The sequence below is a fragment of the Parasphingorhabdus sp. genome (assembly GCF_039982415.1).
GTDB lineage: Bacteria > Pseudomonadota > Alphaproteobacteria > Sphingomonadales > Sphingomonadaceae > Parasphingorhabdus.
The window spans coordinates 1-21,215 of the sequence record NZ_JBDWYL010000011.1 but is presented as its reverse complement, the minus strand read 5'-3'; the positions used below and the strand labels follow the sequence as shown (position 1 = coordinate 21,215).

The 21,215-nt window shown below is 51.0% G+C and carries 24 protein-coding genes and 1 riboswitch; of the genes, 18 read left to right on the top strand and 6 right to left on the bottom strand.

The features are described 5' to 3' along the window. Positions 1-6 precede the first annotated feature (6 nt). The 10 genes from ABJU74_RS14345 to ABJU74_RS14300 all read left to right on the top strand — a co-directional run bounded on the left by ABJU74_RS14345 (position 7) and on the right by ABJU74_RS14300 (position 6,939). Complete coding sequence (locus ABJU74_RS14345) at positions 7-579, top strand: flagellar basal body-associated FliL family protein (protein ID WP_348385480.1); 573 nt, start codon at positions 7-9, stop codon at positions 577-579. 23 nt (positions 580-602) lie between these two features. Further along, positions 603-1,526: a FliM/FliN family flagellar motor switch protein gene (locus ABJU74_RS14340; RefSeq protein WP_348385481.1), complete on the top strand. Its 924-nt coding sequence runs from the start codon at positions 603-605 to the stop codon at positions 1,524-1,526. Between the two features lie 9 nt (positions 1,527-1,535). Beyond that, on the top strand, positions 1,536-1,877 hold the full coding sequence (gene fliN, locus ABJU74_RS14335; protein WP_348385482.1) for a flagellar motor switch protein FliN: 342 nt from the start codon (positions 1,536-1,538) through the stop codon (positions 1,875-1,877). Continuing rightward, complete coding sequence (locus ABJU74_RS14330; protein ID WP_348385483.1) at positions 1,877-2,131, top strand: flagellar biosynthetic protein FliO; 255 nt, start codon at positions 1,877-1,879, stop codon at positions 2,129-2,131. Before fliN ends, ABJU74_RS14330 begins: the two co-directional genes overlap by 1 nt. Continuing rightward, positions 2,121-2,906 carry a flagellar type III secretion system pore protein FliP gene (gene fliP / locus ABJU74_RS14325; RefSeq protein ID WP_348385484.1) on the top strand — a complete coding sequence of 262 codons (786 nt, stop codon included), beginning with the start codon at positions 2,121-2,123 and terminating at the stop codon, positions 2,904-2,906. The genes ABJU74_RS14330 and fliP overlap by 11 nt, the downstream gene beginning before the upstream one ends. 3 nt (positions 2,907-2,909) lie before the next feature. Next, complete coding sequence (locus ABJU74_RS14320; protein WP_348385485.1) at positions 2,910-3,185, top strand: flagellar biosynthetic protein FliQ; 276 nt, start codon at positions 2,910-2,912, stop codon at positions 3,183-3,185. After that, on the top strand, positions 3,182-3,964 hold the full coding sequence (gene fliR / locus ABJU74_RS14315; protein ID WP_348385486.1) for a flagellar biosynthetic protein FliR: 783 nt from the start codon (positions 3,182-3,184) through the stop codon (positions 3,962-3,964). The genes ABJU74_RS14320 and fliR overlap by 4 nt, the downstream gene beginning before the upstream one ends. After that, positions 3,964-5,106 (top strand): flagellar type III secretion system protein FlhB, encoded by a 1,143-nt coding sequence (locus ABJU74_RS14310; protein ID WP_348385487.1) that lies wholly within the window; start codon positions 3,964-3,966, stop codon positions 5,104-5,106. Before fliR ends, ABJU74_RS14310 begins: the two co-directional genes overlap by 1 nt. Before the next feature lie 70 nt (positions 5,107-5,176). Then, positions 5,177-6,529: a flagellar filament capping protein FliD gene (gene fliD, locus ABJU74_RS14305; protein WP_348385488.1), complete on the top strand. Its 1,353-nt coding sequence runs from the start codon at positions 5,177-5,179 to the stop codon at positions 6,527-6,529. Positions 6,530-6,546: 17 nt separating this feature from the next. Beyond that, positions 6,547-6,939, top strand: a complete 393-nt coding sequence (locus ABJU74_RS14300; RefSeq protein WP_348385489.1) for a flagellar export chaperone FliS — start codon at positions 6,547-6,549, stop codon at positions 6,937-6,939. Between the two features lie 21 nt (positions 6,940-6,960). On the opposite strand, the gene ABJU74_RS14295 is transcribed toward ABJU74_RS14300, so the two are convergent. The 5 genes from ABJU74_RS14295 to ABJU74_RS14275 form a co-directional block, all read right to left on the bottom strand. Next, positions 6,961-8,109: a sigma-54 dependent transcriptional regulator gene (locus tag ABJU74_RS14295; protein WP_348385490.1), complete on the bottom strand. Its 1,149-nt coding sequence runs from the start codon at positions 8,107-8,109 to the stop codon at positions 6,961-6,963. A gap of 190 nt (positions 8,110-8,299) precedes the next feature. Continuing rightward, positions 8,300-8,782 (bottom strand): hypothetical protein, encoded by a 483-nt coding sequence (locus ABJU74_RS14290; protein ID WP_348385491.1) that lies wholly within the window; start codon positions 8,780-8,782, stop codon positions 8,300-8,302. Positions 8,783-8,980: 198 nt separating this feature from the next. After that, a complete protein-coding gene (locus ABJU74_RS14285; protein WP_348385492.1) occupies positions 8,981-10,159 on the bottom strand; it encodes an LL-diaminopimelate aminotransferase in 1,179 nt (392 codons plus the stop codon). A gap of 202 nt (positions 10,160-10,361) precedes the next feature. Next, on the bottom strand, positions 10,362-11,999 hold the full coding sequence (locus tag ABJU74_RS14280; RefSeq protein ID WP_348385493.1) for an alkaline phosphatase D family protein: 1,638 nt from the start codon (positions 11,997-11,999) through the stop codon (positions 10,362-10,364). A 3-nt stretch (positions 12,000-12,002) separates the two neighbouring features. Next, complete coding sequence (locus ABJU74_RS14275; RefSeq protein ID WP_348385494.1) at positions 12,003-13,103, bottom strand: DUF3667 domain-containing protein; 1,101 nt, start codon at positions 13,101-13,103, stop codon at positions 12,003-12,005. Between the two features lie 350 nt (positions 13,104-13,453). Here ABJU74_RS14275 and ABJU74_RS14270 point away from each other — a divergent pair, with 350 nt between their 5' ends. The 5 genes from ABJU74_RS14270 to ABJU74_RS14250 all read left to right on the top strand — a co-directional run bounded on the left by ABJU74_RS14270 (position 13,454) and on the right by ABJU74_RS14250 (position 18,798). After that, a complete protein-coding gene (locus tag ABJU74_RS14270) occupies positions 13,454-13,750 on the top strand; it encodes a DUF1153 domain-containing protein (protein WP_348385495.1) in 297 nt (98 codons plus the stop codon). Positions 13,751-13,896: 146 nt separating this feature from the next. Further along, positions 13,897-15,063 carry an EAL domain-containing protein gene (locus tag ABJU74_RS14265; RefSeq protein WP_348385496.1) on the top strand — a complete coding sequence of 389 codons (1,167 nt, stop codon included), beginning with the start codon at positions 13,897-13,899 and terminating at the stop codon, positions 15,061-15,063. Between the two features lie 83 nt (positions 15,064-15,146). After that, a riboswitch (TPP riboswitch) is annotated at positions 15,147-15,257 on the top strand. A gap of 38 nt (positions 15,258-15,295) precedes the next feature. Continuing rightward, the gene (gene thiC, locus ABJU74_RS14260) at positions 15,296-17,209 is read left to right on the top strand and encodes a phosphomethylpyrimidine synthase ThiC (protein WP_348385497.1); all 1,914 of its coding nucleotides are present in this window, start codon (positions 15,296-15,298) and stop codon (positions 17,207-17,209) included. Continuing rightward, a complete protein-coding gene (locus ABJU74_RS14255) occupies positions 17,206-18,069 on the top strand; it encodes a hypothetical protein (protein ID WP_348385498.1) in 864 nt (287 codons plus the stop codon). The genes thiC and ABJU74_RS14255 overlap by 4 nt, the downstream gene beginning before the upstream one ends. Before the next feature lie 246 nt (positions 18,070-18,315). After that, entirely contained in the window at positions 18,316-18,798 is a 483-nt protein-coding gene (locus tag ABJU74_RS14250) for a RidA family protein (RefSeq protein WP_348385499.1), read from the top strand. A gap of 31 nt (positions 18,799-18,829) precedes the next feature. On the opposite strand, the gene ABJU74_RS14245 is transcribed toward ABJU74_RS14250, so the two are convergent. Beyond that, a complete protein-coding gene (locus tag ABJU74_RS14245) occupies positions 18,830-19,210 on the bottom strand; it encodes an MAPEG family protein (RefSeq protein WP_348385500.1) in 381 nt (126 codons plus the stop codon). A 126-nt stretch (positions 19,211-19,336) separates the two neighbouring features. On the opposite strand from ABJU74_RS14245, the gene ABJU74_RS14240 reads away from it, so the two are divergent. From ABJU74_RS14240 to ABJU74_RS14230, 3 genes are all read left to right on the top strand, one after another. After that, positions 19,337-19,561, top strand: a complete 225-nt coding sequence (locus tag ABJU74_RS14240) for a hypothetical protein (RefSeq protein ID WP_348385501.1) — start codon at positions 19,337-19,339, stop codon at positions 19,559-19,561. 30 nt (positions 19,562-19,591) lie between these two features. After that, a complete protein-coding gene (locus ABJU74_RS14235; RefSeq protein ID WP_348385502.1) occupies positions 19,592-19,987 on the top strand; it encodes a hypothetical protein in 396 nt (131 codons plus the stop codon). A 115-nt stretch (positions 19,988-20,102) separates the two neighbouring features. Further along, positions 20,103-20,999, top strand: coding sequence for an alpha/beta hydrolase (locus ABJU74_RS14230; RefSeq protein ID WP_348385503.1), 897 nt, complete (start codon positions 20,103-20,105; stop codon positions 20,997-20,999). Positions 21,000-21,215 lie beyond the last annotated feature (216 nt).

The following is a 21,215-nucleotide window of genomic DNA, read 5'->3' as shown; positions in this document are numbered from 1 at the left end:
GTTAGAATGTCAGAAAGCAACCCAGAAGAAGAAAAGCCGGTTAAGAAAAAAGGCAAAATGAAAGGGCTAATTGTCGGATTGGTGGCGATTATTGTCCTGGGCGGTGGTGGCGCAGCTGGCGGCTATTATGTCGCCGGAACAATGGGCGGTGAAGCCGGCGAACCGGAAGACCCCAACAAGCCGAAGATCATTCTGAAAGATGGCACCGCAGTCAGCGAGAAAGAGGCCAAGACAGCGGTACTCGATGAAGATGATAGCAAGTTTAAAGTGACTTATCATCAGATTGAACAACCCTTTACGTCCAATCTTTCTAACTCAGAAAGTTTTGCGCAATTATCCCTGGCGATTTCCACCTATTATGACGAGCGCGTTGTGGAAAATGTAACCGCGCACGAAATTGCGATTCGATCGGCAGTGTTGATGGAATTGGGTCAGCAGGATCCTTTCGAATTGGACACGTCGGAAGGCAAGGTCAAACTCAAGAAAAAACTCCGCGGTGTGATCAATGCGACCCTCAAGGAAAAAGCCGGATTTGGCGGTATTGAGGACGTTTATTTTACCAGCATGGTTGTGCAGTAAATTTTAAAGAAAGCGGAAATCCCATGTCCAATGCACCATCTGAAACTATCTCTGCTGATACCGACAATGACTCTGCCAATGCGCCGCCGATCGAGCATAGTTTGTTGAAAAAAGGTGGTCCTGATGATCATCTATTGTCGGCCTATCGCAAAGTTGAAAAGCGGTTGGCCAATCAATTGAAAAGTCAGTTAATGGCGTTTGTCAGCGCTGACCTGGCGATTGAAATGACCGGCAATGAAACATTGCAATTTCCCGAATGGCTTCAGTCTATCGAAGGAGATGCGGTTTATCTGGAATATCATAACGGGCCGTCCGGGCCGCCGATATGGGTCCGGATATCGCGGACGTTTCTATCTGGATGCGTTGATTGTTTTTTTGGTGGTCAGTTTGACGGCAACAGTAGCGCCTCAGGGAAATTGTCGCGATCAGAAACCGCGATTATTGAACGATTGGGCAAAGCCATTGGTGATAGTCTGATCGAAGGTTGGTCGGTCATCTGCGAGACATCCTTCCGATATGCCGGCTATATTCAGGACAAAGATGATCTGGAAATGGATCTGGATGATCCAAATATTCTCATCAGTGCAGCCTCGGCAACGCTTTGCGGGCATGCTGTAGAGGCCTTTCATTTCGCGCAACCGATTGATGGCCTGGTGGCAATCGAACCGCAATTGCATCGTCCAGTTAGCCGAGAGACCAACAGTGTCGACCCGGTGTGGCAGCGCTCGCTCAAGGACTCTTTTGATCAGGTCTATATGCCTGTGCGGTCGGTTCTCGCGCGGCCGACCATGAATTTGTCGCAATTGTCGCAACTATCCGTGGGTGATGTCTTGCCTGTTTCGCCCACAGACAATGTCCCGTTGATCATCGGTGATCGGGTTTTTGCCCATGGCAGCATTGGTGAACAAAATGGCGGTGTCGCCTTTAAAATCAAACAATTTTTATAGGACCAGAAAATGAACGATATGACTCATGATAACGAGGCTTTGGAAGCCGCTACTCCGGCCGATGTAAATGTCAGCCAGACGCAAGATCATTATGCCTTTCTCGCTGACATAAAAGTTCGCTTATCCGTAGAAGTGGGCAGTGTGTCGATGACGGTTTCGGAAATTATGGATCTGCAAGAAGGGTCTGTGGTCGAGTTGGATCGGCAAGTTGATCAACTGATCGATATCAACGTCAACGGTACATTGGTGGCGCGCGGCGAAGTTGTACCGGTGAAGAATAAATTCGGGGTGCGCATCGCGGAAATTGTGTCCAACGGGATGGCTCGTGCCCGGGTCGAGAGGCGCAATTAATGACCTTCTATATCCTCAAGCTGGCGATCATGCTGCCGCTTATTGGCTTGCTGATTTACGGATCGATGTGGCTCTACCGAAAATATCAACCACAATCGATGATGCGCCAAAAGTCGCAAAGTCTTCAAGTTTTGGAAGTGCATCCCATGGGTGTGAATAACAAGCTTGCAGTTGTTGATTTTGAAGGGCGCAAACTTTTGCTCTCGGTCACCCGCAATGGCGTCGCAAAGATTGAATCGACACATGCGCAATAGTTTCAAATATTTACTGGCGATATTGGCGTTTCTGGCTTCTGCAACGGTTGCAGATCCGGCCTTTGCTCAAGACACGGCCAGTACCGCGCCGGATGCTTCGGCCGCTTTGGAGCGAGCTTTGGATGACGTTTCTGGAGACGGACAGCCGTTGAGTACGACATTGCAAATTCTAATCGTCATGGGTTTGCTGACGATATTGCCATCGATCGTTTTGATGATGACCAGTTTTACTCGTATCATAATTGTGCTGTCGATTTTGCGGCACGCTTTGGGATTGCAGCAGACACCGCCTAATCAGGTTCTTATCGGTTTGTCCTTGTTTCTTTCGCTATTTGTGATGGCGCCGAGCATCGAGAAGATAAATGAACAGGCGATCACGCCCTATTCGTCGGATGAAATCACCCTAACGCAAGCGATTGAAAGATCGGGCACAGTCATGCATCGTTTCATGGCCAAACAAACCCGGCAATCCGACCTTAGGTTGTTCATGGATCTGGCCAATGAAGAGGGGTTTGAACGCACCGAAGATATTCCCTTTTCTATCATGTTGCCGGCCTTTGTGACGAGCGAGTTAAAAACGGCGTTCCAAATTGGCTTCCTCGTTTTCTTGCCCTTTCTGATCATCGATCTCGTGGTGGCCGCTGTGCTGATGGCCTTGGGGATGATGATGCTATCTCCGGTAATTATTTCTATGCCATTCAAGCTCCTGCTGTTTGTTTTGGTCGATGGCTGGGCCCTGACCATGGGGTCTTTGGCCGCCTCATTTGCGAGTTAGAAAATGACAGATAACGCGGATTTTTTTGTAGGCATTGCCCAGCAAGCTTTGTGGGTCACCGCCCTTGCAGCAGCACCGTTTCTGGTTCCCGCTCTGTTGGTGGGTTTGCTGCTCGGCATGGTTCAAGCCGCAACGTCAATTAATGAACAGACGCTAACATTTGTCCCCAAGCTTGTGATTGTGGCCGTTGTTGCAGCCGTGTTCGGCGGTTCCATCTTGGTGCTGATTGTCGATTTCACGCGCGAGATTTATACGCGAATTCCGGACTTGCTTCTATGATCATTCCCGGTTTTTCCGAAATTGAAGGCCAGATGTGGATGTGGATGATGGCGATGATCCGGCCCGGCGCCGCGATGATCGTGACTCCTGTCTTTGGCGCCGCCAATGTTCCGGTGCAGATACGCATCATTTTGGCGTTCATGATCGGGATGGTGGCGACCAATAGCGTGAGCTTTGATTTGCCGACCGACAGCGCCATTAGTTTGAGCAACATAATTTTTGTAATGGGAGAAGTCCTGCTGGGTCTGGCCATCGGATTTTCTCTACAACTTGGATATGCGAGCGTGTTAATTGCCGGGGAAACAATCAGCAATTCCATGGGCCTTGGATTTGCAAGTATGGCAGATCCGCAAACCGGGCAATCTACGCCGGTCATCGGTCAATTCCTGACGATCTTTGCGACATTGCTTTTGCTGGCAATTGACGGCCATTTGATGCTTTTGGCGACCATCGTCGAAAGCTATGCAGCCTTGCCGCCGGGTTTTGCCTTTTTGGGCGCTGATATTCTGTTCGGCATCGTCAAATTCGGTGGTACTCTTTTTACCATGGGTGTTTTAATCGCTTTGCCGGTTGGCGGTGCTTTAATTCTCATTCAATTTATCATGGGTTTCCTGGCGCGCACAGCACCGGCACTCAATCTTTTTGCTGTTGGTATTCCAGTAACAATTACGGCCGGGCTCGTTGCACTGGCGGTTACGGCGCCGATTATGGCCGATACCATTATTCAATCAATTGGCATGGGGCTGGATAAAGCCGCAATGCTATCTGGAGGCGGATAATGGCGCAAGAATCTCCCAGTGGCGGTGAAAAAACCGAAGCACCGACCCCAAAAAAGCTTATCGACAGCGCGAAAGAAGGGGATGTTCTCAAATCCAAAGATCTGGGCGGAGCAGTGATCATATTCATTGGAACAGCTGCATTGTTCATTTTTGGGGGAACATTGTATCAGGCGCTGGCAGATATGCTGACCAGCGCATTGGTGTTCGACCACCAAGATGTTGAAAAATTTGATATGGAGGAACGTAGTTTCTCTCTCATCACTGGCTTGCTACCGACATTTTTAAGCTTGTTCGTCATACTTCTAGCCGCGGCAATAGCTACGCCGGCTTTGCTGGGGTCTTTCGGATTTCGCTGGACGGCCATGAAACCCAAGCCATCAAAAATGAACCCGATTAAGGGCCTTGGTCGTATTTTTGGAACCAATGGCGTTATGGAATTGGGCAAGTCTTTAATGAAAGTTTTGCTGATCGGAATTGTCGGCAGTGTGACTATCTATCTTCATCTTCACGATCTGTCCCAATTGGCGGCGCAGGACCTCTCCTCTGCCGTGGCAAGCTATGCAGCATTGTTCATGAAATTGCTGGTCGGCATTTCGGTGAGCTTGATGCTGATTGCCATGATCGATGTTCCGATTCAGATGTTTCAACGGACCAAGCGTTTGAAAATGACCAAACAAGAGGTGAAAGACGAATATAAGCAGACGGAAGGATCGCCTGAAACGCGCAATGTCCAGCGCCAGCGGCGCAACGAAATGTTGAATGATTCGACCCGGAAAGCGGTTGCCGAAGCGACGGTTATTCTGGTGAACCCGACCCACTTTGCCGTGGCTTTACGTTATGATCGCGAACAGGATTACGCCCCGATCATGTTGGCTAAAGGTTGTGATTCTATTGCTTTTGCCATGCGGGAAATGGCGACAGAGGTGGGTACACCGATCATGGAATATCCAGATTTAACCCGGTCCATCTATTATACGTCGGACGTTGGCGAGGTAATTGATGACCGCCTCTATGCGGTTGTAGCCGCAATATTGAGCTTCTTGATCCAATTGGACGAGAAGATGGTCAGCCCTCTGCACAGGCCAAAAATATCGGTGCCGGAAGACATGCAATATGGCGCTGATGGCAGTCGGTTGGCCTGATCGGCTATGAAATTACCTGTCTTAATATGGCGATCAAAGCACCGTATATCTCTTCAAAGGTGAGCAAATTATGTTTAGTGATGTCATCAATAGTATCGGCGCCGGTTCCGGAATAAACTCTGCACAATTGGTCGCAGATCTGGTCGCTGCGTCCACTGGGGTAAAACTCAGTCAGTTGAACGAACGCAGCCAATTGAACAGCACACGAATCTCGGCCATGGCTGCCACGGCATCGGCGCTGTCTACCTTTTCCGATGCGGTAAAAGAAACATTGAATGGCCAAGGTTTTGTTGGAGAATTAATCTCCAGTCGTGCGGAACTCGCCAATGCAACAGTGCTGGAAGATGCCCGACCGGAAGGATTGCCAGCGACGGTAGAAGTTATCCAATTGGCATTGGCCCAAAGAGAGATGACGGATGTCTTTGCGAGCGCCTCGGATCCGATTGGAGAGCGAACGCTCACCATCAATAACAGCGCTGGTAGCTTTGATATTGTTATCGATGAGAGCAATAATAGTTTGGCCGGTTTGAAAGATGCGATCAACGCTAGCAACAGCGGTGTCACCGCTTCAATATTAACGGACAATTCCGGTTCACGCTTGGTGTTTGAAGCGCAAGAAGGGATTGATAACGCATTCACTATTGCGCAATCTGGCAATCCGACAGCCTTGAACCTGACAAATATCGCCTCGGCCGCCAATAGCATTATTGCTGTCGACGGTATTCAACTGACCAATGATAGCAATATCGTAACCGGGGCCATACCTGGCGTCCAACTGTCATTATTGGCGGCAGAGCCTGGCACCAATTTGACCATCAGCGGAGATGCTGAACCGTTAGACGTTCGCAGTCTGGTAACAGAATTTGTCACCGCCTATAATGAATTGCGCAGTTCGCTCAACGCCGCCACCGCGCCCGGCTTACTCGGTGGTAGCGGAGGACCGCTTGCAGGAGACCGAGGGGCCCGCGAGGTCAAACGACAGCTTAGCCAGCTCACTTCGACGCAATTGACCGATAGCGGTGACTTTAGAACCCTTGCCGATATTGGTGTGCGCACCGAAACCGATGGCACATTGAGTATCGATGACACCCGGTTGGATGCCGCATTGGAGCTTGACTCCGGGGCGATAAAATTAATGTTGGAGCCGGTATTGGAGAGCGAAACCAACATCGGATTGAGCGGCGCTTTGGACGCGATTTCAACTCGCCTCCAAGAAGAAGATGGGGCGCTCAAACAAGCCCAGGAACGGTTGGATTCCATCCGTGAATCAATTGAAGAACGACGCGTGAAGATCAATGATGAAGGCGATCGTTTGCGCGAGCAATTGCAAACCACATTTGCCGGCTTGGAACGGCAGCTGTCGATTTTGCGCGCCACCCAATCTTATGTCGACCAGCAATTCGCCAATTTTGATGATAATTGATCTTAGAAAGCAGTAAAATGACCTTCCAAACCAATGTGCGGCGTGCAACGAGCTATCAATCGATTGAGAAAAATAGCCGCGTCTTATCGGCGAATCCTTATGACCTGGTATCGGTTCTATTTGCCGAATTGCGGGACAGTCTCGATGTGATGATCGAAAGCGCGCGGCGCAATGATCATGGAAAGATGTTCCAATATCGAGCGAAAGCTTTGGCTATTCTCAATGGATTGGATGAAGCATTAGATTTCGAAGCGGCAGGTGAATTGGCCCAAACCCTTCACACAATATACCGCGAGGCCGGCCGCCGTATTCAGGCTGATATTGGCGTTTCCTTTATCGAAAAGGCTGAGTCCGCCCGTGAAATGCTGCATGAGATTGAAAAGGCATGGCTGGCAATTCGCCCTCATTGATAGTCAAAAAACGGGACTAGGTTAAGCAAATTCTACCCGGCCCATGGGCGCAACGACGGCTTCGATCTCTTTGTCGATATTATATTTGCGCATTTTGTCGATAAAAGTGGTCCGCTTTATGTTGATTGAACGGGCTGCTTTTGAGACCACGCCATGAGAATTTTCTAGTGCATGTTTGATGATCCGTCGTTCTTCATTTTGCAGATGGGCGTTGAGATCGTTGATCACAGGCGTTGACGCTTGATGGACTGAGGCGAATGTTTCTGCAAACGAAGACTGTGCTGTTGCTGGTGGGACCGGAGCAATTGGTTGCCCGGTCATTGGGGCAGGGAGGACGTGGAAGGCGGGTGCAGAAGTAGCCGGCTCCGATGGCATGATGGGCTTGTTCAAGTCGGATTGGATCAAGGTGGCAATATCTTGAGCATTGACCGGCTTGCCTGCAAAAAACACGGTTGCGCGCTCGACGACATTACGCAATTCCCTGACATTGCCTGGCCAGCTATAATTTTGCATCGCCGCGAAAGCTTCCGATGTAAAAGTCGGATGGCGCTCGATATTGGGTTGATTGTCGAGAAAATGCGCTACCAAGGCTGGAATGTCTTCCGTGCGCTCCTGCAGGGCAGGAACTTCAATCGGCACGACACAAAGCCGATAGAAAAGGTCTTCACGAAAAGAACCACCGCGAATAGAATCCGCTAGGTTTTTATGGGTTGCTGCAATGACGCGAACATCAATTGGAATATTTTGATTGCCGCCGACCCGATTGACAATCCGTGTCTCCAAAACGCGGAGCAATTTAACTTGCATATTGAGCGGCATGTCCCCGATTTCATCAAGGAAGATCGTGCCGTTATTCGACTGTTCGAATAAACCGACATGTTTGTTAAATGCGCCGGTAAAACTGCCCTTTTCATGCCCGAATAGTTCAGATTCAATCAATTGTTCCGGAAGTGCTCCACAATTGACAGTGACATGAGGGGAGGGTGCTCGGTTGGAAATGCTGTGGATGGCATCGGCCACGACTTCTTTCCCGCTGCCCGATGGGCCAGTGATCAGTATCGAGCTGTTACAGCGACCGGCAAATTTAATGAGCATTCGCAATTGCTGCATCTTTGGACTGCTGCCAATCAGCTTTGAAGCAAGAAGCGTCTCTAAATTTGCATCAGTCATAAAACCGCCCAGATAACAAACCACTAAATCCGGCATTGCCGGGGTTGGGTGGTTCGAAGATCCCGCAATCTCCGAACCGTCACCTGGTAAAAACGTAAATGAACAAAGATGGTTAAGTTGAAGTTAACGTGCCGACCCAGTTTTTTCTTCGTGACGAGAAATGCCTATTTACTGCTGATCAGGAGATGGTTCAGGCGGAAAAATTAGCTAAAATGCCAGATATTTTTTCTTTGCAGGCGGTCGATGTTGAGACAAAAATCATCCGATGATCGGATGGATTGGGCGTTTTTTCCAAAAGCAATTCTTCCGCCATAACATTTATATAGCGCATGGCCGTGGTCATCGGAATGCCTGAGCTATGTGCAATGGAAGACACAGTGATTTGTTCTTCCTTCAGATCGCAAATGTAAATGTCCAAACACATATTCCAACAAGAATCCGCAAAGAGACCGGAGCCAAGGCTCAGCGTCTTGGCTTTGAACCGGCTCCATGCAAGCAGTTGTTCAGCGCGAGCGATGAGCTGGGCATTTGAATATTGTTGAGGTGTTTCGGCGGTTTCGGATTTTACTAAGCGTTCTGGCCGGGCGACAAGCCCGTCGAGAGCATCTACTTTTTCTGCCGCTTGCGTCAATGCTGATTTTATTGACGCAATTTCGGCACGAATTTCGTCCATGTTCAAACGCCGTCAGTTGTTGTAATTCGGAAAATCAAGCGACCCGACATGGATTAACTATAAGCCTGCTTATTCGGTTTGCACCAGTAAAATCGAACTAACAATTCCGGAAATCTTGTGATTTACATGATTTATGGCCGTTTTTGGCGTCTATGGGCAAAATTCTTACGGTCGATGCCGCTAGATAAAATTCAGCATCTATCCTTGGCTAAGAAATTTTTTCATATTGCGTGCCGCCTGCCGAATGCGCTGCTCATTTTCGACAAGAGCGAGCCGGACATAGCCTTCGCCTTCATCGCCAAATCCCGTACCGGGTGCAACGGCAACGCCCGCTTCGGCGAGCAGTCGTTTGGCAAATTCCATAGAGCCCAGCTCGCGAAATTGCTCGGGCACGGGCGCCCAGGCAAACATGCTGGCTTCGGGAGAAGGGATGTCCCATCCAGCGCGGCCGAAACTTTCGACCATCACATCGCGGCGATGTTTATATAAGGCCCGATTTTCCGCAATAATATCCTGCGGTCCATTGAGCGCAGCGGTGGCAGCAACTTGGATTGGGGTAAACGCACCATAGTCCAAATAGCTTTTGACGCGCGTCAATGCGCCGACCAACTTTTGATTGCCTACCGCAAAACCCATGCGCCAGCCGGGCATGGAGTAGGTTTTTGACATGCTGGTAAATTCGACCACGCAATCTTTGGCGCCCTCGACTTGCAGCATAGATGGGGTGGGAACATCGCCATAATAGATTTCGGCATAGGCCAAGTCACTGATCACCCAGAGTTTGTGATCGCGCGCAAAATCGACGACTTTTTGATAAAAATCTAGGTCGGCCACATAGGCTGTTGGGTTGGATGGATAGCCCATGACGAGCACAGACGGCTTGGGCACCGAATAGCTCATCGCATATTCAAGCCGCGTAAAGAAGTCAGGCCCAGGGGCCGCTGGTATTGACCGAATAGCCGCGCCAGCAATGATGAACCCAAAAGTATGGATGGGATAGGACGGGTTGGGAGCGAGAACGACGTCGCCAGGCGCGGTTATTGCCTGCGCCAGATTGGCTAACCCTTCTTTGGACCCAAGCGTGACAATGACTTCGCTTTCCGGATCAAGATCGACATCAAAGCGGCGCTTATAATAGTTGGATTGCGCCAGTCGCAGTCCTTTTATGCCTTTGGAAGCGCTATACCGATGGGCGGTCGGATCATTTGCCGTCTCGCATAACTTATCAATCACATGCTGTGCCGGCGCGCCATCTGGATTACCCATACCCAGATCAATAATATCTTCACCGCGCGCACGCGCTTCCGCTTTCATGGCATTCACTTCAGCGAAGACATAAGGCGGTAGGCGTTTGATACGGTAAAATTCTTCAGACATTTTATAATCGTTTCCGGTGGTTCGTTTTAAGTAATGGCTGCTTTGCGCAACTTTGATAGGATTGTCGAGGATTGTAGGACAATTTACTAATATTTCGCGGCCGTTTGCAGAACCTCATTTCTGATCTCTTGAATACCAACAGGACGTAGATGCGTTTGAGATAGCAAATCTGGACCTATGGAGACAGGGTTTCAGACATTGATTAGGCCATCAAACTGCGTTGTCCGTGCAGCACAGTCCGGCTCTCACTGCCTTTCAAAGCGGTGGATTTCGATCGGATCGTGTCGAGGAAATGCCATGTCGAGATGGCCTTGTCCGGTGTCAATGAAACCGTCATATAGCCGCGGTTCGATGTATCGCACCATTGCAATTGACCGTTGGTATCTTGAACCGCACGCGCCATGGTTTGTGGATCTGTTCCGGACAGATAAGATTCCAATCCTGGGGATGTTACGCTGTGACCACCAAATTCAACTCCAACCGCGCCATTGCTGGTCTCGAGATTAAAGGCCCAACCATTGTGGCTATCGCCTGACAACACAATCAGATCGGCATCCGCTTCCTGGGCCCCGGTTAAGGCCCGTTCGCGAGCCATCGGATAACCGTCCCAGCTGTCCAGGTTGATCGGGAGACCCACTTGCGATGCCAGGGCACCGATCGCGATTCTGGATTTTGCAAAAGCCGGCGCATCGCTGGCGAGCCAATTGACCGCATCTTGGGGTAGACGCAATTCACCCATGACGCATTGCTGACCCCAAACCTGCCATTTTGTACCGGCTGCCCGTGATTGGCGCATGGAGTTGCTGAGCCAGGTTTCTTGCGCAAAACCAAGCATCTGACGCGCTGGATCTTGCCAAGTGGTATCGCGAAAAGATTCCAAAGCCTTTTGCAAATTTTCTTGGCCCTGCAATGCCGCCGCAAGATCGGCGGGTTCATCGCGTCCACCGATCCGGCTTTCGGTCATGAACAATGTTGCCAGGTCACCAATTTGATAGGCGCTCCAAAGCGGATCGGCGTCAGCCCTGTCTTGAACCGGCATCCATTCTCTATAAACCTGTTCGGCAACCCGCTTACAAACGTTCCAATCGCCTTCCGTTTTGGGTTGGTGATTTTGCGCTCCGGTCATGTGGGCGTCATTGGTAAACTCATGATCGTCCCACATCGATATCATCGGGTAGAGTTGATGAATACGTTGCAAATCCGGATCACTCCGATAGGCGGCATAGCGCAAGCGATAATCTGCCAATTGAACAATTTCATGACCGGGATCAATAACACGGCCAGCCAGAGCCTGTTTCTCTGATGGATAGGTCCCGACAGGATATTCATAAAGATAATCGCCCGTATGGATTGTGAGGTCCAAATCTTGACGCGTCGCGGCATGTGCATAGGCGTTAAAATAGCCAAAGGGCATATTTGAACAGCCAAACACTCCGATGTTAAATTTTGCTGTTGGGCCTTGCGGCAAGGTCCGTGTGCGGCCGATGGCGGATATTGCGCCATCCGGTGCAATGAAACGGAAAAAATACCAATGATTTTCGAGCAAATCGGTTGCCACAAATTTGGCGATATGATCACGGCTCGGCGATGCGGTGACTTCACCGATTATATTGGCGCCTTCAAACGCGGCATTTTTCGACATTTCTACGGTCAATTTAATATCGCCATCACCGACAAAACGAGTCCAAAGCAAAATCGAGTTTTGCGAAGGTTCTCCGCTTGCAACGCCATGCGTGAAGCCTTGGGCACGCGCGATACTGGCCGATGCAGACGCAGACATAGCGCCAAGCCCAAAGGTGCCTAGCTGGATGAGCTGGCGGCGGTTAAGAGATGTTGTCATGTGTTATCCTAAAAGACCAAGAAGGAACAATATAAGCAGGAAAAATGTCAGGCTTAAGACAACTCCGATCAATAAGACAACTAATCGGATCAGCGTTTCCAGGCGCGACAAACCGTAGCTATGGCGGAGATGCTTATAGAGATGAAGGGGCGGGACCAATGCAGCAATAGGACCAACTATTCCGCCGAATCCGGCGCTTCCTAAAACTGCAACAAAAATGAACAGCAATGACATGAAGCTAATGGAATAGGTTGTAAAAATGGCGTGATCATAGAGCTTATAACCCCGTTTGCCGAACATGGTCAGCCAAACAAATGGAAGCGATAAGGGGATAAGCAGCCAAGCAAATTTATACCCATTGGATTGCAGTTTGTAGAGCAATAAGCTGGGATTGGTTTGTGCCTTTTTTAGCGCATCGTTCAATGTTTTATCCCAATAGGGACTGCCGGTATCGATCTCGCCATCATTGCTAAATTGAATAGGGCTGTCGGGGTTTTGGTTGAGTTCGGGATAGGGTATCGGTTTGGCTCGGGCGTAAGATAGGCCGTTGCGCCCATGTTTTAACTTGACCAATTCCTCTTCGATCTTTTCCCGATCTGCCGAAGTAAGTGTTGGGGCGGCAAGTTCCAATTCGAACTGTTCTAGTTTCTCAATGAGCTTGGCATCTTGGATTTCCAAATTTTCTACATAGGTGGCATCTTCTGGCAATTTGATATTGTTGGTGCCGATAAATGCAAACACAGCAAACATCAGAAAAATGGAAAAGAGAAACAGAGCCATGGGTGAAACGAACCCAGAGCGTTCTCCTCGAATGTAGCGGCGCGTCAATTGACCAGGTTTGAATGCGAGCATGGGCAGGGTGCGCCAGATCTTTCCTTCGAAATGCAAAACGCCATGCAACAAGTCGTGCCAGATAGCGGCGATTGATCGATGAATATGCAGAGGTTGGCCGCAATTGCTGCAAAAGCTTCCGGTCACAATTGCTTTGCAGTTGAGACATTCGCCACCCTTTTTGGATGGGCTGTCACCAGATTCGCTCTCGACTGCTTTGGCAATCAAGGCGCCTTCAATGGCTGTTCCAGCTGCGTCAAATTCCCCAGACATAGGAGAGGGTTTTGGTCATTTTGGTGAATAAGGCAAGCAGCTTTTTGAAATCTTACCTTTCACGCCCAGATCCCCTCGCTGACCCGATGAGCACTGGGGAAATTCAATTGCTTTGGATCGACTGGCTTCCCTCAGATGCCAACTAAATTCAGCAAGAAAAAGGTACAGTAGAAATTTTGAGGTCAAAAACGCGACTAGTCTATTTTTACTGATTTTTCGGGTTTTTGAAGCGCTTAACAGCATTAATTGTTGGTAACCATAGCCATTGAAATGCGGTTAATATCCCGGCGGCATTTTCATGGACGGGCATAGGAACAGGGTAACGCCGCAAGGCAGAAATGAGGTTCCATATGAAGCACGTAACAATACCAAAAGCCACGAGGGTGATCGGTCCGCTTGGGGAAGCATTAGCCGAACATGATTTGCCACCCGCAGACACAACGCGGTGGGTTATTCGGCGTAAAGCCGAAGTGGTTGCCGCCGTTAATGGCGGACTGTTGACGACTGATGAAGCGTGTGAGCGCTATCAATTGTCGTTGGAAGAGTTGATTTCCTGGCAGCAGGCTATCCATCGGTCTGGCATGTCCGGGCTGCGGATTACCCATTTGCAGGAATATCGCGACCAAGGTCAAAGTCGAGATATCTAGTCAAGAGCGCAGTGCAGGCGGTTGATAGGGTTTTCTGGTCCCGCCGCCTGACTGCTGCTGCTTTTCTTCATCTATATTAACTTTCGCACGGGACGCCTTCCCTTACGGCCTCTTGTTGCGACACCCAATCATCAAGGTTACCCCCAATGCCCACAACATCCTCCTCTGCGCCGTCGTTCACCACGTCGAGCGCGAAAGTTATCATTGTCGAAGAAGAAAATGCCCTGTCGCGATCGTTGCAAGATGATCTGGAAGCAAATGACATTGCTGTTGCCTGTGTGTTTTCAAAACTCGATGAAGAAGCCAGTCTCGTCTTCGGTCCTGACGCACTGATCATTGATCCAAAAACAATGCGCGAAAATGGCAGCGAATTGCTCGATCGATTTTCTGGGTTGCGAACTTCCATGCCAGTTATTTTGACACCCAATCCAAAAGATAACGGCGATGATGATCTCGCCTTTGATGCCGCCAGTATCGTGCAACGGCTGCAAAAGCCCTATGCGATTCCGACCTTGTGCAATTTGATCGGACGGATGGCTGATGTCAGCGGCCATGCGGTCAACGATCTCGATTATGTGTGCGCCTTGGTCGAAACGGATCGTCTCTTGCCCAACTTATCGGTGGAATTTCAGTCCAAGCAGTCCTTGGAAAATGACAAAATTGTCGGCTATGAGGCGCTCACCAGAGTAAAGACGCGACGGGCACTCAACCCGGCGATTATCTTTTCCGATCTGGTCGATGTTGCGGTTGAAGTCGAAGCAACCATGGTCGTAGTCGACGAATCCATTCGCCTCGCAACCGCTTTGGCGAAGCGCGGACAATCGGTACCGGTCTCGTTTAATTGCAGCGCAATCATGATGACCTATCGCCGGTTTGTTGATGCTTTGATTAGCCGGTTGAAACATGCCGATGTGCCGCCCAATGCGCTGATGCTGGAAATTACCGAGGAATCTCGGGTGGTTGATGTGGATCGCTTGGCGGCGGTTTGTCACTTATTACGCGGGCATGGATTGAGTATTTCGATTGATGACTATGGCACGGGGCTTGCCAATTTGGATCGCATTTCCAAAATCCCTTTTGATGAGCTGAAAATTGACAAGACGATATTTAATGCCTGCTATGACGGGGATATTCCAATTTCACTATTGGCTTCGATGTTAGAATTTTGCCGCAGCCGAAAGGCGCGGTCCGTGATTGAGGGCATTGAAACCAAACATCATTTGGCACAGGCGCGTCTCTTGGGAGCAGATTTCGGGCAAGGATTTTATTGGGGCTGCGCCGTCCCGCCAAAATATTTTGTACCTGGCTGGTAGAATATTCGCGCTCGTCACGCAGCTATAATCACACCGACTCTTATTTCTTCGCTGGACCTTCTGGTCCGGGCGCACTAACCTGCGACTCATCCCCGGGGAGCCTGTGCGCAACAGCAGGTTGAGAGCGGAATAAACCGCGACCCGTTGAACCTGATCCCGTTAACCCGGGCGGAGGGAGGGAGCGGCGTTACCTTTAATTCCGCCTCTTCACTCCGCCTTATGGAGTAAGACTATGGCTGACATTCCTGCAAAAACTGAAATTGGCGTAACCACCGGTCCAATTGCTGGATCCAAAAAGATACATGTGGCTGCTCATAGCGGATCGGGCATTCGTGTCGCGATGCGGGAAATTCAACTCGAAGGCGGTGAACCGCCGGTGCGGGTTTATGATACTTCTGGTCCCTATACCGACCCTGATGTTCTCATCGATATTAATGCTGGCCTTCCGCAATTGCGCCGCGAATGGATTGAGGCACGCGGCGATGTTGAGAGCTATGATGGCCGCGAAATCAAACCGGAGGATAATGGTCAACTGGGTCCCGATCGCAGTGGCGGCGTTCCGCAATTCCCGCATGTGGTGAAGCGCCCTTTACGCGCCAAGTCGGGTATGAATGTCAGTCAGATGCACTATGCGCGCAAAGGCATTATTACACCGGAAATGGAATATGTTGCGGAGCGAGAAAATCTCGGGCGCGAACGGTTGAAGGAATATAAGCGTGATGGCGAAAGCTTTGGCGCGTCCATCCCGGACTATGTCACGCCGGAATTTGTCCGTGATGAAGTGGCGCGTGGTCGGGCGATTATTCCCAATAATATTAATCACCCGGAAACCGAACCGATGGCCATTGGTCGGAACTTCCTCGTCAAGATTAACGCTAATATTGGAAACAGCGCCGTGGCATCGGATGTGGCGAGCGAAGTGGACAAGATGGTCTGGTCAATCCGCTGGGGCGGCGATACGGTGATGGATCTGTCCACCGGCCGCAATATTCACGATACGCGCGAGTGGATCATCCGGAACTCTCCCGTGCCAATCGGGACAGTGCCTATCTATCAAGCATTGGAAAAAGTGGGCGGGGTCGCCGAAGATCTGACCTGGGAAATTTTCCGCGATACGTTGATCGAGCAGGCTGAGCAAGGCGTTGATTATTTCACCATCCATGCCGGCGTGCGGCTGCCCTATGTTCCGATGGCCGCAAAACGCGTCACCGGTATCGTTTCGCGCGGTGGGTCGATTATGGCGAAATGGTGTCTTGCCCATCACAAAGAAAGCTTCCTCTACGAGCATTTTGACGACATTACTGAAATTATGAAAGCCTATGACATTGCCTATAGTCTAGGCGATGGCTTGCGCCCCGGCTCGATTGCTGATGCTAATGATGAAGCCCAATTTTCTGAACTGTACACGCTCGGCGAACTAACCCATCGCGCGTGGAAGTCGGATGTCCAGGTGATGATCGAAGGGCCTGGCCATGTGCCAATGCACAAGATCAAGGAAAATATGGAAAAGCAACTTGAAGTGTGCGGCGAGGCACCATTTTATACATTGGGGCCTCTAACCACGGATATCGCACCGGGCTATGACCATATTACCAGCGGCATCGGCGCTGCACAAATCGGTTGGTATGGCACTGCGATGCTTTGCTATGTCACGCCGAAAGAGCATCTCGGCCTACCGGACCGTGACGATGTGAAAGTGGGCGTGGTCACCTATAAACTTGCCGCCCATGCCGCTGATCTTGCCAAGGGTCATCCGGCGGCACAGGTCCGCGATGACGCGTTGTCGAAGGCGCGTTTCGAATTTCGCTGGCGCGATCAATTCAACCTGTCGCTCGATCCGGATACGGCGATGCAATATCACGACCAGACTCTCCCCGCAGAAGGCGCCAAGACCGCGCATTTCTGTTCCATGTGCGGACCAAAATTCTGCAGCATGAAAATCAGTCAGGAAGTGCGCGACTTTGCCAGCAAACAAAACCAGAGCGCCGAAGGCTTTATCGCGAGCGAGAAGTTAGGCGCAGACACCGCAGCAGCAAGTAAGGCCGCGGCGGAAGAAGGCATGCGCGAAATGGCGAAAGTCTATAAGGACAAGGGTGACCGATTATATTTGCCGGAAGATGAAGTGAAGCAGGAGCCAGCGGAGTGATTGCGCGGTTGGGCGCATTTTGGATGCTTGTTCTTGCCGCATTGGCACTGACCAATACGGCCTTGGCTAAAGAAGGTGACAATGTCGAAGCAACGGCAGGCGATCTCAGGATACTGCATCTGTGGTCGACAAAACCCGATCAGTTTATCGAAGCCTGGAACGGCCCCACACCACCGAGCTTGCCGACTACCACTAAAACCGAACGCAACAAACCGATCCAGCAGTACATCCTGTATGCCAATTGCAAAACCAACGAGGCCGGCGATTGTCACCTCAAAGCCGCACTGGATATTTATGCGCCCGACGGCAGCCGCTATGGCGACACTATGGTCTATGATGCTCTGCCTCCCACTCCTGCTGGTACCCGAAATGTCATTCGGCTCGCACCACAAGGCCTTGGTTTGCGTGTTGAGGATGGCGAGCAGTTGGGGGCTTATCGGTTGGAATTGGCTATAACGGACGTCAACGCCAAAGTGACAGCCAAAAGCACTGTGCATATCGATGTGGTGGAAGAAGGTGCCATGGTTGCCAAGATTCCGCCCGACTTTTCCGATGTGTTAACCACTGCCGATATCGAGCAGCGAGTTAACGCTGGGGAATTGGTGTCGATCCATATTTTTCCGACAGAATTTGGCGGATCGGACGTCAAGGAGAATATAGCGTATGTGACGCCTGCAGCCGCCAGGTTCCAAAAGCAGGTGATTGACACTTTGACCCTCTACATTGAAGATGGAGTAGTCGACAAGATGGACGTCGTTCCAACCTACAAGGGGGACAGCCTGGTGCCTGCCGTGATCAACATGAAGGTTTGGAGCTCAACCGGCGATCAGAAATTTGAACCGAAGATTACAGTTTGGTAAGCTGTGCAATTGGTCGGTTCGACCGTGACAAGCGACCGGAGTTCTATCAGTCGGCCGAAGAAGTCAACAAACCCAGGGAGTAAATTCACCCCATGGACCTGTCTGCTGCAGCCTTGCTCACCCGTCTTCAGGCCTTTAATGGTTGGGAGTTCAGAATGTTGGGGGAGATTGGGGCGGCATATCGGGGAGAGGCGGCCTATTTCGAAGCGCTGATCGCGCTTACCAGAGGATGAGAGGAAAACTATCATGAAAACAATATTGACTTCCTGGGCCGCCGCGATGGCGATCATCGCAGCCGCCCCTGCCGCGCAGGCGGAACCGAAGCAGACCTTGATGCCCGATAGCGAACAGGGCCGCGCATTCATGGAGCAATTCGGCTTTTCTGAGGCCGTTATCCACAAAGATACGGTCTATCTATCAGGCGTGATCGCTGGGCCAACGCCAGAAGGCATGACCGATGAGGAAAGCTATGCGCGCACTTTCGCTTATCTCGGTACGATTTTAAAGCGCGCCGGATCGAGCTGGGATGATGTGATTGATATAACCACCTATCATGTCGATATCGAGCAATCTATGCCGCCGCTTGCCGCTGCCAAGAACCGGTTTGTGAAAGCGCCGTTTCCAGCGTGGACGGCCATTGATATTGACCGTCTGTTCACGCCCGATGGACTGGTAGAGATCAAGATTACGGCGCGTCTGACGCCAAAGGATTCAAAACCGGCCGAATGAACATTTGATCGCGCCGCGCCCTAACGGCTGATCACACCAGCGTCAGCGCCATCATCAATAAGCCAATCAAACTGATCGTCCATAATATCGAGCGCACCGCCCGTATGCCGCTCGCATAGGCAGGGACATAGAGTATCCGGGTGACCAGAAAAACCAGCGCGCCGGTTGTAGCAGCGCTATCATCGCCATCTTTGATGATCGCAAGCAGCGCCAGACCCAAAAAGATGGGCAGTGCTTCCATCATATTATTCTTTGCGCGTTCCAGCCGCGCGGACACAACCGTATGTTCGGGCAAGCTATCACGATTGCCTAGCAATTTTTTGCGATCAACCCCGAGCAGCGACATTTCCTGCAAGAACAGCTGCACGACATAGACTATGAGTACCGTTAAAATTATTGCCGTCATCATCATGTGCGCGCCCCTTTTCTAAACTTATTCGCTTATAATCGCGGCAGCGCTAATGCAATTACCTCGGAGGTAGGCTAGTGACAGGCCTATTCATGCTATGCCATGGCAATATTCAACAAGGAGAGCATTATGCAGGAAGCTTATGAATTGGCCTTGGATAAGGCCCGCGCGGAACTCGAAAAAGCGCGCGCATTGCTGCAGCAAGATATTTCTGAATATCCCCACCCGATTTCAGGATGTGACTATCAATATGTCCGGCTGATCAGTGATCGCACGAGGATATCCAATGGCCTGCGCGCATTGGAAGATCGCCCCTTTGTCGCCACACCACGGATATTGGAACCAGCGGAGTGATGTGTCATTAGCATAGTAGCGGCAATATCATTGGCTGTGGTGGGCTCTGCCGCTCCGGCCATTGCTGTGCAAAATTCACCGGATCATCAGATATTGTCGCGGCCGCCAAGCAGCCATCGGCGCTATGTTTGCGAGATGCCGCCCGCAGTGTTCCAGGATTATATTGTAACCATGCAGCCTGCTAATCCGCAGGAGGCCGCTCTCCATATTCTGGCCTTTTACATCCCGAACGGTTGGGGAAAAGGCGGGGTCGCCACGATCATGCAGCGGTCCAGTGACAACAGCAAAACCCTTCAGTTTTCTGGGAAAGACGTCAGCTTTCGTTTAGAAGGCAATATCGGACAGCTAAAATATTATGGCGTCGATTTTCCCTGTCCGCTGGAACAGGCAAAGGGAAAAGACAAGCCAAAGCGCAAAAGCAAATAAGAACACGGGTCGGGCAGGTAAAAACGCAGCCAAACGCATCTGCGCATAACTTGCGCTGTTGCCCCAATCGTCATCCTGAACTTGTTTCAGGATCCATCCGTGCTAGCCTCCTGTCATGATAAATAACAGCACCACCATCACCCCGCAAAGCGCCACCCAATGGCAAGAGGACGGACAGCTTTTCGAATGGCAAGGCCACCAGATATTCGTCCGCACGGGCGGCGAAGACAGCGCGCCGCCGCTGCTGCTGCTTCACGGCTTTCCGACGTCCAGCCTCGACTGGCTGCCGATGTGGGCAGATCTGACGGCGCGTTACCGCGTGCTGGCATTTGATTTTCTGGGCTTTGGCTATTCCGACAAGCCGAGGCGGCATGACTATGATCTGCAGGAACAGACTGACCTCGCGGAGCATCTTGCGGAGACATTATTGGGTGAGGATTTCCACCTGCTCGTCCATGATTATGGTGTTAGTCCGGGGCAAGAATTGCTGGCGCGCAGCGGCGAAGGCAGCATGGCCCATCGCATACTCAGCTGCGCGTTCCTCAATGGCGGCCTGCTCCCCGCGCAGCATCGCGCAAGGCGGATACAAAAGCTGCTCATCGGGCCCTTTGGCGGGTTGATCGTCCACCTGATGAACCGCAAAAGCTTTGGCGAAAATTTCAGTCAGGTTTTCGGTAAGGACACACAGCCCAGCGCGGCGGAGCTCGACGCCTATTGGACGGTCATCAGCCATAAGGGCGGCAACCGGCTGCAACATAAATTGCTCCACTATATCGCCGATCGCCGCACCCACGGCGCGCGCTGGGAAGCGGTGCTGAAAGCCCCGCCATGCCCGATCGCCTTGATCAACGGCACCCAAGACCCGGTCTCCGGCGGCCATCTGGTGGATGCGATCGCGGCGCTAAACCCTGACGTCCCGGCGTGGCGGCTGGACCATCTGGGTCATTATCCGCAGACCGAAGGCGCAGCGGATGTGATTGCGGCTTATGCGGAGTTTCGGGGTGGGTTGTGAAGTGTGAAGAAGCCTTGTACCTGACGTCCGCTTCATCCCGAAAACGGACATTAAGACGATTGCCACGGAGAGGAAGTTTTCCAATCGCAGTATAAGTTACTTTTCTTCCCAGATTGGTGGGGAACCAATTCTCTCAACAAGAAAATCAATCAACACACGGACCTTGGCCGTAAGGACATTTGATTTCGGATAGACCAACCAGACCGCAGAACCATC